Here is a 13138-nt window from a genome sequence, read left to right as displayed (position 1 = left end):
TTTGGGAAAGCTGTTCAGTCGCCCGCCGCCCCCTCCAGCGCCTGGGCCACCAGCCCGAGGAACCGTGCGTGGGCCTGGGGGCTGCACAGGGGTTCCGGGTTCCACGGCACGGTCCGTACGCGTCCCCCCGTGGGCCCCCAGTCGGGCGCCGCGATCTCGTCGAGGGGGATCGCGTGGGACCGGACGTCCGCGAGGACGACGTCCGGCTCCAGGGCGGCGGCGTCCGCCCAGCGGACCGTGGCCCAGTTGACCCCGGCACCCTCGGGCGGGGACGCGAGGACGACCCCCAGCTCAGCAAGGACGCGCAGCTCGGGCCACATGTGCGGCCGGGCCACGTACGCCTGGTCCTGACTCGCGGGCGACAGGGCCACCACCCTCGGGCCGCCCGCCCGGGCTGCGGCGCGGAGCCGCCCGCGGGCGGCGCGCAGGTCGTCCGCAGCGCCGGGGGCCGGCGCGCCGCCGAGCGAGCCGGCGAGCTCGGCGAACCGGTCGGCGACCCGGTCCAGGGTGCGGGCCTGGCCCACGTCGATCACGACGACCGGGACCCGCTCCTCCAGGTGCTTTGCGGTGTCCGGGTCCAGCCCGTAGAGCTGGCCGTGGCCGTAGCTGACGGCGACGACCAGGTCGGGCCCGCCCCGTAACAGCGTGTCCAGGCCCAGGTCGTCACCCGCACCCCGGTAGTCCACGGCGTCCAGCGGGAGCGTGCCCGTCTTGGCGCGGTCCGGTTCCGCCCCGTCGTGCCCGGAGCCGAAGATCCCCTCCGGGCGTACCCCGTGGTCCCACAACGTCGCTCCCGCCTGGACGTACGCGAGCACCCGGGACGGCCGGCGCTCCGCCTCCACCAGCCGGCCCCGGTCGTCCGCGAAACTCCATGCGCTGCCCTCGGTCATGCCGCTCACCCCTCCGAACCGGCGGTCCGGGCCCTCTCCCGGGCTCGCCACCCACTACCTGCCCAGCTCTCCGTCCCCACACCCGCCGTCGGACGCCCCAGATAGGTGAGCGGCCCGGGATCGGGCACGTCGATCACCCGGAAACCGAGCCGGTCGTAGAAGGCCCTGGCCGGGGTGTTCGCCGTCAGCATGGACAGATGCACGGCCCGGACGCCCTTGTCGTGGAGCGCGCCCAGGAAGGCGCCCATCAGCTCCCTGCCGTGCCCCTTGCGCTGCCACGGCGGCAGCAGGTCGATGTGCAGGTGTGCGGGGTGTCCGTGCAGCTCCGGGAGGATCATCCGCTCGGGGCGGTACAGGAGGGCCGTCATCGCCTCGGCGAGGGTGCCCGGTTCGCCCGCGGGTTCGGGGAAGCGGTCCGTCACCCTGGGAAGCCAGACCTCGCGGAAGGCGTCCACGAATGCACGGGTGTCCGCGGTCCCCAGGACGTAGCCGACCGCCCGGCCGGTGCCGTCGTCCAGGACGAAGGCCAGCTCCGGTTCGAGGTGGGCGTAGGGCTCGGCGAAGAGCGCGGGCATCAGGCCGGGGTCGGGGTACAGATGCGAGCTGTCGCCGCCGTTGTCGGCCGTGCGGACGCAGACGTCCGCGAGGGCCTCCTGGTCGGCGGGACGGTAGGGGCGTACGTACGCGGGCCGGGTCATCGCTCCATCCTTGCTGCTTGGGAGCGCTCCCACAAGGCCCTGGGGCCCCTCAGGGCACCTGGCCCTCCCGGTCGGCGGCCGTGCGTGCCAGCTCGACGTTGAACTGGGCGCCGGTGAGGAGCGCCAGGTTCGTGAACCAGATCCAGATCAGGAAGACGACCAGGCCGGCCAGCGAGCCGTACAGCCTGCTGTAACTGCCGACGTGGGTCGCGTACAGGGCGAACCCGGCCGAGGCGATCAGCCACAGGCACGCCGAGAGGACACCGCCGGGCAGCCCCTGGCGGACCCCGCGCGCGGAGCGGGGGCCGGTGCTGAAGAGGACCACGATGAGGCAGACGACCAGGAAGAGCAGTACGGGCCACTTCAGGCCGGCCCACAGCGTCTCACCCGCCTGGGCCAGGCCCAGCTTGCCGCCGAGCCACCGGGCCAGGGGGCCGGTGAGGACGAGGGCGAAGGCGCTGGCCATCAGCAGGACGAGGAGCCCGAGGGCCGAGGTCACGATGATGGGCGCCTGGCGGAGGGGAGGACGGGTGTCCTTCACCTGGTGCATCGCGTGCATCGCCCTGCGGAAGACCGCGAGATAGCTGGAGGCCGACCAGACGGCGCTGACGGTTCCCGTGGCCACCAACAGCCAGACGGCGGTGCGCTCCTGGGTGGCGGCCTCCAGGGGCCGGCGCAGGGCCGCACCCGACTCGGCGGGCGCGAAGGCCGTGATGTCGGCGATCAGGGCGTTGGTGGCGCCGGGGTTGGCCAGGCCGATGACGGAGACCGTGACCAGGAGCGCCGGGAGGAGGGCGAGGATGGCGTAGTAGGTGAGGGCCGCCGCCCAGTCGGAGAGGTCGTCGTTCCACAACGACACGGGGGTCCGACGCAGGGCGGTGCGCCAGCGCCTCGCCCGGGCGGCGCGCCCTGCCGGGGTCGAGGACGGTTCCGCGACGGTGTCGTCGGTCCTGCTGGGCACGCGGATACTCCGGGGGACGTAGGGAGGGGGCGGACGACCGGGGCGCCGGCTCGGATGTGCGGGCGCCCCGGTCGTCTCCCTTTCTCTCATGCCTCGGTACCGCCGGTGTACTCCAGGCCGGCTCAGTCGTTGACGGCGGTGAGCAGGACGACCGCGTCCTCCAGGGCCAGCAGGCCGTGCCGCTCCTGGGGGATCGGGTGCAGCACGCCCGCCGCGAGGTCCACGTCACCGGAGCCCGCCGTGAGCCGGACCGCGCCGCGCAGCACCTGGAGCGACGCCGCGGGCGGCGCGTTGTGCTCGTCGAGGGCGGAGCCCCCGGTGAGCGCGATCACCGTCTGCCGCAGCGGCTCCTGGCGCAGCAGCAGGTGCGCGCTGCGGCCGTGGGCGTTGGCGCGGGCTGCGGCGAGGTGCTCGTCGGCGAGAACGTCCAGATCGTCCATACGCCCACTGTGCCGCAGCCTCCGCTCCCCCGCTATCGCTTCCCGCGCAGCCAGACCGCGGTATCCCCCGGGAGCAGACCGGAGGGGTCCAGCGGGGCGCTGGTCAGCAGGATCTCGTCGTGGTCCGGCAGCGGGACCGGGCTCCCCGAGAGATTGACGGCGCAGATCAGGCCGTGCCCCCGCGCGAAGGTGAGGACGCCCGGAGGGGACGGCAGCCAGTTCAGCCGGCCGTCGGCGGTCTCACCGGGCGTGGCGGCGAAGCCCGGCTCGCCGCGGCGCAGTCCCAGTGCCTCGCGGTACAGGGTGAGCATGGAGGCGGGGTCACCGGCCTGCTCGTCGGCGGCGTACGAGGACCAGGAGTCGGGCTGCGGCAGCCAGGGCTCGGCCGTGGACCCGAAGCCCGCGTACGGTTCGCCGGCGGACCACGGCAGCGGGACCCGGCAGCCGTCGCGCCCGGGGTCGACGCCGCCCGAGCGCATGTGCATCGGGTCCTGGATCCGGTCGCGCGGGATGTCGGCCTCGGGCAGGCCGAGCTCCTCGCCCTGGTAGAGGTAGACGGCGCCCGGCAGTGCGAGGGAGAGCAGGGCGGCCGCCCGGGCCCGGCGGGTGCCGAGCTCCAGGTCGGTGGGGGTGCCGAAGACCTTGGCGGCGAAGTCGAAGCCGGTCGCCTCGCGCCCGTAGCGGGTGACGGTGCGGGTCACGTCGTGGTTGCAGAGCACCCAGGTGGCGGGGGCTCCCACCGGGGCGTGCTCGGCGAGCGTGTCGTCGATCGCGGAGCGCAGCAGCGCGGCGTCCCAGGGGCAGGCGAGGAAGTTGAAGTTGAAGGCGGTGTGCAGCTCGTCGGGCCGCAGGTAGCGGGCGAAGCGCTCGGAGTCGGGGAGCCAGACCTCGCCGACGAAGATGCCGTCGTACGCGTCGGCGACGGCACGCCACGAGCGGTAGATGTCGTGGAGTTCGTCCCGGTCGACATACGGGTGGGGGTCGGTGTCCTTGACGAAGTCGGGCAGCGCCGGGTCCTTGGCGAGCAGCGCGGCCGAGTCGATCCTGACACCCGCGACGCCGCGTTCGAACCAGAAGCGCAGGACGTCCTCGTGCTCCTGGCGGACCGCGGGGTGCGCCCAGTTGAGGTCGGGCTGCTGCGAGGCGAACAGGTGCAGGTACCACTGGCCGTCGTCGATCCGGGTCCACGGGGTCCCGCCGAACTCGGAGACCCAGTCGTTGGGCGGGATCTCCCCGTGCTCGCCCCGCCCCTCGCGGAAGTGGAAGAGTTCGCGCTCGGGGCTGCCGGGCTCGGCGGCCAGCGCGGCTCGGAACCAGCTGTGCCGGTCGGAGACGTGGTTGGGGACGATGTCGATGATGGTGCGGATGCCCAGCTCGCGCGCCTCGGCGATGAGCTTCTCGGCTTCGGCGAGGTGACCGAAGGCGGGGTCGATGGCCCGGTAGTCGGCCACGTCGTAGCCGCCGTCGGCCAGCGGGGAGAGATACCAGGGGGTGAACCACAGTGCGTCGACGCCCAGTTCGACGAGGTACGGCAGCCTGGCCCGTACTCCTGCGAGGTCGCCGGTGCCGTCTCCGTCGCCGTCGGCGAAGCTGCGTACGTAGACCTGGTAGATGGCGGCGTCGCGCCACCACGGTGCGGTGGCCTCGGTCGGACGGATGGCTGCCACGTGACGTTCCTTTCGGGCAGGAGGTACTCCGCCCCCGGCCCGGGCGCGGGGCGTGCGGATGGAGGGCCGGCGGCGGAGTGCTGGTGGGAGGCGGTGTTCCGGGGTGGGCGTCAGCCCTTCAGACCGCCCGCGGTGAGACCGCTCATGATGTTGCGCTGGAAGAGCAGGAAGATGATCAGCGTCGGGACGGACGCGATGGTGAGCGCCGCGATGAGGACGTTCTGCGGCACCCCGTTGGAGAGCGAGTAGATGCCGACGTTGAGGGTCTGCTTCCCCGGGTCGGGCAGGGTGAGCATGGGCCAGAGGAAGTCCTTCCAGACTCCGACGACCGCGAAGATCGAGACGACTCCGAGGATCGGCCGGGAGATCGGGAGGATGATGGAGCGCAGGGTGCGCAGCGGTGAGGCCCCGTCGATGGCCGCGGCGTCGAGCAGTTCGCCCGGGATGGAGTCGAAGAACCGCTTCAGCAGGAAGATGTTGAAGGCATTGGTGACCGACGGAAGCCAGATGGCCCAGGGCGAGTTGAGCAGGTTGCGTTCGAAGATCGGCACGTCGAGGACCGTGAGGTACTGCGGGACCACCAGCACGGTTGCCGGGATCATCAGCGTGGCGAGCATCATGCCGAGGATGACCTTGCCGAACACGGGACGCAGCTTCGACAGCGAGTAGGCGGCGGCCACGTCGAGGACGAGCTGGAAGGCCAGCGCCCCGAACGCGTAGTACAGGGTGTTGAAGAGCAGTCGGGCCAGGTCCATCACGGTCCACGCCTGGGAGTAGTTCTCCGTGTGGATCGAGGAGGGGAAGGCGGTGGGCGGGCTCTGCACCACTTCCTGGGTGGTCTTGAGACCGCCGGTCACCATCCAGTAGAGGGGGCCGAGGAACGCGAGCGTGAACGCCGCCACCACCACGGCGAAGATGATCCAGTAGAGGGCCTTGCCCCGGGGCCGGCCGAGCTGGGCCGGTGAGATCAGGGTCCGCTGGCGGCCCTGGTCGGCCTCCCGGCGGCGGGCCCTGCCCGCGCCGGGTCCGCGCCGGGAGACAAGCGTGTTCGATGCCATCGTCGTGCTCCCGTCCTAGTCTTCGCTGCTGCGGCTGAGGCGTACGTACACCGCGGAGAAGCCCGCGAGGACGACGAGCAGGAGGAGGCCGAGGGCCGCCGCTCCGCCGTAGTTGTTGAAGTTGAAGGCGTATTGGTAGATGAGGTAGACGACGGTCGTGGTGGAGCCCTCGGGGCCGGCGCCGTTGGTGAGCAGGAACGGTTCGGTGAAGACCTGCATCGTCGCGATGATCTGCATGAGCAGCAGCAGCGACAGGATCAGCCGCGTCTGCGGGATGGTGACGTGCCAGATCTTGCGCAGGAGCCCCGCGCCGTCGAGCTCGGCCGCCTCGTACAGCTCTCCGGGGATGCCCTGGAGAGCGGCGAGGTAGATGAGCGTGGCCCCTCCCATGTTCATCCAGGTGGAGGCGATGACGACGGAGAGCATCGAGGTGCTGGGGTCCTGGAGCCATTGCTGGGCCGGCAGATGGAGGAATTCCAGGATGCGGTTGAAGAGTCCGTAGCCGGGGTCGTAGAAGTACTTGAAGAGCAGGACCGAGGCGACCGGCGGCAGCATGACGGGCAGGTAGACCAGCAGGCGCAGGTATCCCTGCGCGTGCCGGAATTCGTTGAGCACCACGGCGACGACGAACGGGACGGCGAATCCCAGGACGAGCGCCAGCACGGTGAAGAGCAGCGTGTTGCGCCAGGCCTGCCAGAACGCCGGGTCGTTGAACACGTAGCTCAGGTTGGACCAGCCGGCCCAGGTCGTCGTGCCGTCCTCTGTCTTCTGGAAGGCCAGGACGAACTCCCTGACCATCGGGTACCAGGAGAAGAAGGAGAAGCAGAGGACGGCTCCGATCAGGAAGCCGTGCGCCGAGATGTTGCGGCGCAGGGCGCGCACGAACTCCTCACGGGCGGAGTCCGGCCCGGTGGGCCGCGGGTGGTGCCCGGGTGGCGGTGCGCTCGCCTTCCCGGTGGACAGGGTGGGGGCCGACATGGTCTCTCCTCGGTGCAGTCGCTCGCAGACGGTACGGATGCGGGGGCCGGGCCCGCCCGGCCCGGCCTCCGCACGTCCGTTACTGGTTCGCCAGAACCTGGTTGACCTGCTGCTCGGCGGTGTCGAGCAGCTTGTCGATGTCGGCGTCCTTGTTGGTCAGGACCCCGGACATCGCGTTGTCGAGGATCTTGTAGATCTCCTGGGCCTTCGGCGGCTCCGCCTTGCCCTGGACGGGGTTGTCCATGAAGGCCTTGAAGTTCTCGACGGGCATCGTGGCGTTGGCGGCGCGGTCGGCGTCGTCCTTCGTCTTGCTCTCGCCGGTGAAGAAGTTCGGCTGCGGCAGTCCGACGGGCAGCTGGTCCGCCTTGGTGCGCGCCCACTCGAACTGCCCCTTGCCCGGGGTCAGGTTCTTGAAGTTCAGCCAGGCGACGGCCGCCTTGATCTTGTCGGGCGAACTGCCCTTCTTGATCATGTAGTTGTTGCCGCCGAACAGGGTTCCCTCGGCGCCGGGGATCGGGCCGAGCCCGAAGTTCTCGTACTTCGCGCCCAGCTGCTGCACCATGTAGGCGATGTCGTCGGGTGCGGCGAGGAACATGCCGAGCTTGTCGGTGGATATCTGCTTCTGCAGGTCACCCCACTTCAGCAGCTGGGTCTGCCCCATGCTGTCGTCCTTCCAGCGCATGTCGTGCAGCTGCTGGAGGACCTGCTTGCCCTTGTCGTCGTTGAAGGCGGCCTTCTTGCCGCTCGCATCCACGACGTCACCGCCCAGGCCGTACTGCGTGGCGGTGAAGTGCCAGCCGCCGTTGTTCCCGGCGCTGTACTCGCCGAAGCCGGCGATGCCCTTGCCGAGCGCCGCGATCTTCTTGCTCGCGGCGCGGACCTCGTCCCAGGTGGCCGGCGGGGTGTCGGCGTCCAGACCGGCCTGCGTGAACAGCTTCCGGTTGATCATGAGGCCCATGGTGTAGTTGCTGGTCGGCAGAGCGTAGAGCTTGCCGTCCTTGCGGGCCACGTCCAGCACCTGGGGCTGGATGTCCTTCAGCGCGGGCACGGATGTGTCGTTGACGTACGCGGAGATGTCCTCGGCGCCGTCGTTGTCCAGCACCTGCTGCAGGTCGGTGAAGTACGCGTAGAACACGTCCGGCTGCGACTTGCCCTTGAGCATGGCCGTGAACCGCGGGGGCTCCAGGCACTGTCCGGGCGTCGACTTCCCGTTGATCTTGACGTTCGGGTACTTCTTGTTGAACGTCTTGATGTCCTCGTTCCACTCGCGCAGCTCCGCGGCCTTCGCGGCCGGCGGCATGCAGTCGATCGACAGCGTCACCTTGGCCTTCGGGTCGAGCGGTGCCGACGGATCGGACGAGCCGCTGCCGGAGTCGTCGTTCGTGTCGCCACTGCTGCTCGTGCCGCAGGAGGCAAGGGCGGTCAGGGCGAGCGCGGTGACGACGGCGGCCGCGGAGGCACGGCGGGTACGGCGAATCCCAGCACTTCTCATCGGTGGTCCCCTTCGGGCATGAGCACGGAAGGCCTCGGCCGACTTCTCTGCCGGGGCGCGGCATACTCAACCACCAGCGACATGTGAGCGCAATATCTCGCGCAGATTTCGTAAATGTTCGACAGCGCTCCGCATGTGAGGAGTCGCCACCCACAAGCCGCTCGGAGCCGATCGGACATGGCTCTGCCCGGCTCGCACAGGGCGAGCCGGGCAGATTCGCGCAGCTGGGACGACCCTCGGGAGCCCCACCCTCTCCGGGCGGGACACCACCGAATTCCGGACCTCGGGCCGCAAGAGACAGACTTATGACTGCAAAGAGATTACGCGAGGCATGTCTGCACCCCGGCCCCTCCACGCAGCCCTGGAGGGGCCCGTGCGGGCCTCCGGTGCGACCCCGGGGAGGAGGCCGCACCGGAGGCCGGAGCAGGCCCGCACGGGCCCGTGGACCGGCCCCGCCCCTACGGGTTGATGTTGATCTTGAATCCGGGGGTGGTGTTCTTCACGTCCTGGGCGTTGTTGCTGAACTTCAGCCCGTTGAAGGTGACCTCGCCGACGGCAGGGCCCTGGCCCGCCTCCGGCATCTCGTTGGCCCACAGCCCGAAGCCGGACTTCGCGTCGAACGCGTCACCGCTCTTGCGCGCGCCGGAGATCGAGATGTCCGTGAGCACGGTGTCCTTGATCGGGAACTGCGGCTGTCCTCCCACGTAGTTGGTCTGGAACATGATCCCGCTGTACGTCGGGTCGACGATGTCCACGTGCGAGATACGGATCCCCTGGAAGACCTTGGAGGCCGAGAACAGCCAGATGCCCGGGAACGTCTGCGTCCCCCAGAAGTGGCCGCCGGCCCGCACGACCGACACGTTCTCGATCGCCGTGGGCGCGGTCCCGAACCCGTTCATCGGGTAGCCGAAGTCCAGCGAGCTGACCGTGATCCCGGAGTACACCAGGGTGTCGGCGATGTGGATGTTGCGGAAGGTGTTGTCGTAGCCGCCGTACACGGCCACTCCCGCGGCCCGCCAGGTGAGGATGGACGTGAGGTTCTCGTACACGTTGTTCTTCATGTCCGAGCCGCCGGCGTCGATCGCCGAGAACAGCGCGAAGCTGTCGTCCCCGGTGGCACGTGCCTCGTTGTTGGTGACGTGGTTGTCGGTGGACCCGTTCGTCATGTTGATGCCGTCGGCGAACATGTTGCGGATCCGGGAGTTCTTGATGGTCACGCTGTCGGTGTTGGCGCCCCAGTAGAGGCACACCATGTGCTCGTTCCAGATGTTGTCGATCACGATGTCCGAGACGTTGGAGAAGTCGAACACCTTGCCGGGCCCGTCGATGCGGGACGTGTAGTTGCCGAAGTACGCGAAGTTCGAGAACGAGGAGCCCTTGGCGCTCGCCTCGGCACGGAATCCGATGTCGGTGTTGTCCTGCGTGGACGGGGCACGGAACCGGGTGAACCAGGGACCCGCGCCGACGACCTTCACGGCCTTGCCGTAGACCTGGAACTTGCTGGCGGTGGAGTAGTCACCCGCCGGCAGGTAGACGCCGACGAGCTTGCCCGTGGTGTCCATCCGGACCTTGTCCAGGGCGTTCTGCACGTCCTGGTGGGTGAATCCGGCGGGCACCGTGTAGGTGGCCGGGTCAGGGTTGGCGACCTGGGAGACCTGCTCCAGGCTGACGAAGTCGATCGCGTAGGTGCTGGTGTTGGCCGCGTCCTTCTGCAGCCGGATCTTGCTGCCCGCCGGGACGGTCTTCCCCAGCATGAGGTTCGCCTCGTCGTAGATGTGCCGGGGCGCGCCCGAGCCGGGGTCGTTGCCCGGTCCGGTCTCGTTCCCGTACAGCCAGGCGTACTTCGAGGTGAGGTCGATCGCCTTGAGGAAGGTGCCGTCCACGTAGACGTTCAGCTTCGACTCGATGCCGCCGCCGCCCGCGGAGTCCGGGATGGAGAACCGGGTGACCAGGGTGTTGGTGGTCGCCCGTGTCGTGAACTCGACGTAGTTGCCGGTGCTGTCGAGCGTGACCGCCTTGCGGCCCGACGCCTCGCCCGCGATGTCACCGACGGTCCGGTTGGGGCCGACGACCTTGGCGCCGCCGCCGGTGACCCCGTCCTCCGCCTCGTACATGTCGTACGGCATGTTCGCGCCGCGCCCGACGAAGAGCGATTCGGTGCTGGTGTTGTTCGTGCGCTTCACCGGCAGTTCGTTCGCGTCGTCGGCGAGCACCACCTTCACCGTGTACGAGCCGTTGGCGGCCGTCCAGGTGCCCAGGGAGACCGGGGCGGTCGTGGCGCCCGCGGCGATGGCGCCGTTGTGCGCGCCCGTGAGGGTCTTGACCGTGGTGCCCTTGGAGTCGATCAGGCTGAGGGTGATGCCGTGGCTGCCGCTCGCGGAGGCCACGGAGCCCTGGTTCTTCACGGCGACGGAGAAGGTGACCGTGTCGCCGTTCGAGGGACTCGACGGGGAGGTCGTGACCGCGCTCGCGACGAGGTCGGAGCTGGAGACCGGCTTCACGACCAGCGGCGTGCCGCTGGTGAAGCGGTTGTTCGTCTCGTTCTGCTCGATGATCTCGCCCGCCGGGTCGACGACGGCACCGAGCGTGTAGCTGCCCGCGTCGCGCGCCCCGATGGAGGCGGTGACCTGGGCGGAGGCGCCTGCGGCGAGAGCGCCCACCGAAGCGGTGGCGACCTTGGAACCGCCGAGCTCGAAGTCCACCTTCCCGGCGGGAGAGGCGATGGCGCCGGAGTTGCGGACGGTGGCGGACAGGGTGATGGCGTCCGATTCCACGGGGGCCGAGGGCGCGGCGGTGACCGCCGTGACCTGGAGGTCCGGGTTGGGTGCCGGAGCGCCCAGCACCTGGAACTCGGCGACCTGCCCCGCACCGGAACCGGTGTTGGACGTGAACTTCAGCTGGACGTCGGCCACCCGGGCGGTGACCGGGATCGTCACCGTGTTGCCCGTCGCCGGGCTGAACGCGTAGTCCTTGGCGGCGGCCAGACTCGTGAACGAGGTGGCGTCCTGTTCACGGCCGAGCACCTGGATGTTCTGGGTGCGCGCTCCCCAGCTGCTGTCCGGGTTCAGCTTGACGACGACGCTCTCCGTGTCGGCGTTGGCACCGAGCTTGACCGTCAGCGTGTTGGGGTAGCTGCCGCCCGCGCCCTCCCAGTACGTGCTGAGGGAGTTGTCGTTGGCGTTGGCCGCGACGAAGGTGTGGACGACCGACGAGGCGGTGATCGGCTTGGACACGGCGAGGTTGGAGGCGCCGCTCGTGGACCCGTTCCGCGTCACGGTGTTGCTGGCGCCGGAGACGTTGCCCGCCGCGTCCTTGGCCCGCACGACGTAGCTGACGGTCGTGGCGGCGGACTGGGTGTCGGTGTACGTGGTCACGTCGCCGGCCACGCTCTTGCGGAGCACGTTGTTGGCGTAGACGTCGTAACCGGTGACGCCCTTGTTGTCCGAGGACGCCGTCCAGGTCAGCTTGATCTGCCCGGCGGCCGGCTCCGTGAACGCCAGACCGGAGGGCGCGGTGGGCGCCTGGGTGTCACCGGAGTCGCCGGTGCGGGTGACGGTGTTGCTGTTGCCCGACTGGTTGCCCGCCGCGTCCTTGGCCCGGACGAAGTAGGAGACGGTCTCGCTCGCCGGGCGGGTGTCGGCGAAGGTGGTGACACCGCCCGCCACACCGGTCAGCAGGGTGTTGTTGGCGTAGATGTCGTAGCCCGTGACGCCGGTGTTGTCCGAGGACGCCGACCAGGTCAGCTTGATCTGCCCGGTGGCCGGCTCCGTGAGGGCCAGACCCGACGGCGCGGTCGGCGCCTGCGTGTCACCGGTGGACGGGCCGTAGATCTCCAGTTCGGAGAGCTGCGCGGCCGGCTGGACGGAGTTGGCCGTGACGAGCACCCGCACGTAGCGGGTCGTGGTCGCGTCGAAGGAGATCGTCGCCGACTGGCCGCCCGCGGCGTTGAAGGTGTACGCCTTGGACGCGGTCAGGTCGCTGAACTCCGTGCCGTCGGCGCTGCCCTGGATCTTCAGGGTCTGGGTGCGCTGCTCCCATCCGTCGGGCAGCCGGAGCACGACCCGGTCGACCCGGACCGAGGAACCGAGGTCGGCCTGGATCCACTGCGGGAGCTCGTTGTTCCTGCTCTCCCAGTAGCTCGCCCGGTTGCCGTCGTTGCCGTTGGAGGCCGTGTACGTCTCCGTGTAGCTGCTGGCCCGGAGCGTCCTGCCCGCCGCGAGGTTGGCCGAGGACTCGCCCGCGGCCCTGACCTCCAGTTCGGAGAGCTGTGCGTTCTGCCACCCGGTGTTGGCCGTGACGTTGATCCGCACGAACCGGGTCTGGGTGGCCGGGAAGGTTATCTTCACGGCGTTGGAGGTGCCGGGGCTGAAGGTGTACGCCGCCGAGCTCTTGAGCGTCGAGAAGCTGGTGCCGTCGGCGCTCCCCTGGACGGAGAGGGTCTGCTGCCTGGTCTCCCATCCCGCGGGGAGCTTCAGTGTCACCTCGTCGACCCGGGCGGTCGTGCCGAGGTCGGCCTGCACCCACTGCGGCAGCGCGCCGCCCGAACCTTCCCAGTACGTCGCCTGGTTGCCGTCCGTCACGTTGCGGGCGACGTACTCGCCGCCCGCGCTGCTCGCCGCGGCGGTCCGGCCTGCGGCGATGTTGGGCCCGTCGGCCGCCGAGGCGGTGAACGACGGCCATCCGATCATCAGAAGACTGGTGGTGACCACAGCGGAAAGGGCCCGCCATCTCCAGCGTTGGGCTCTCATATGTCCCCGATCTTGGGCCTCGGCGCGGGACACACCGAGGACGCGGCTCTGTCGGCACGACCCGTCGGCACTTGTTTCTGCATGCGACGAGCCGAGTTTTGCGCTTTGCCGTCAGAGAGTTGCAGACAAGTGCGAGAGCGTCCACGGTTGGGACAGAAAACGGAGCAGCGGAAAACATCATGGATGACGCCCAAAGGGCCGCCCCT

The 13138-nt window shown here is 69.7% G+C and carries 9 protein-coding genes; all 9 read right to left on the bottom strand.

What is annotated here, in order from left to right; genetic code table 11:
- Positions 1-14 precede the first annotated feature (14 nt).
- Positions 15-890: an ABC transporter substrate-binding protein gene (locus tag ACFC51_RS18690; protein ID WP_376529695.1), complete on the bottom strand. Its 876-nt coding sequence runs from the start codon at positions 888-890 to the stop codon at positions 15-17.
- Positions 891-895: 5 nt separating this feature from the next.
- Positions 896-1588: a GNAT family N-acetyltransferase gene (locus tag ACFC51_RS18685; RefSeq protein WP_376370595.1), complete on the bottom strand. Its 693-nt coding sequence runs from the start codon at positions 1586-1588 to the stop codon at positions 896-898.
- A 49-nt stretch (positions 1589-1637) separates the two neighbouring features.
- On the bottom strand, positions 1638-2549 hold the full coding sequence (locus ACFC51_RS18680; protein WP_376529692.1) for a YihY/virulence factor BrkB family protein: 912 nt from the start codon (positions 2547-2549) through the stop codon (positions 1638-1640).
- Between the two features lie 122 nt (positions 2550-2671).
- Positions 2672-2989 (bottom strand): cupin, encoded by a 318-nt coding sequence (locus tag ACFC51_RS18675; protein WP_376370599.1) that lies wholly within the window; start codon positions 2987-2989, stop codon positions 2672-2674.
- 32 nt (positions 2990-3021) lie between these two features.
- Positions 3022-4656, bottom strand: a complete 1635-nt coding sequence (locus ACFC51_RS18670; protein WP_376370600.1) for a glycoside hydrolase family 13 protein — start codon at positions 4654-4656, stop codon at positions 3022-3024.
- A gap of 110 nt (positions 4657-4766) precedes the next feature.
- On the bottom strand, positions 4767-5714 hold the full coding sequence (locus tag ACFC51_RS18665) for a carbohydrate ABC transporter permease (RefSeq protein WP_376370601.1): 948 nt from the start codon (positions 5712-5714) through the stop codon (positions 4767-4769).
- Between the two features lie 15 nt (positions 5715-5729).
- Complete coding sequence (locus ACFC51_RS18660; protein ID WP_376370602.1) at positions 5730-6692, bottom strand: carbohydrate ABC transporter permease; 963 nt, start codon at positions 6690-6692, stop codon at positions 5730-5732.
- 79 nt (positions 6693-6771) lie between these two features.
- Complete coding sequence (locus ACFC51_RS18655) at positions 6772-8184, bottom strand: extracellular solute-binding protein (RefSeq protein ID WP_376370604.1); 1413 nt, start codon at positions 8182-8184, stop codon at positions 6772-6774.
- Positions 8185-8642: 458 nt separating this feature from the next.
- The gene (locus ACFC51_RS18650) at positions 8643-12872 is read right to left on the bottom strand and encodes a discoidin domain-containing protein (protein WP_376529689.1); all 4230 of its coding nucleotides are present in this window, start codon (positions 12870-12872) and stop codon (positions 8643-8645) included.
- Positions 12873-13138 lie beyond the last annotated feature (266 nt).

The sequence above is a fragment of the Streptomyces sp. NPDC055962 genome (genome assembly GCF_042270185.1).
Classification (GTDB): Bacteria; Actinomycetota; Actinomycetes; order Streptomycetales; family Streptomycetaceae; genus Streptomyces.
The sequence above is the reverse complement of the archived record's forward strand: the minus strand, read 5'-3'. Positions and strand labels throughout refer to the sequence as shown.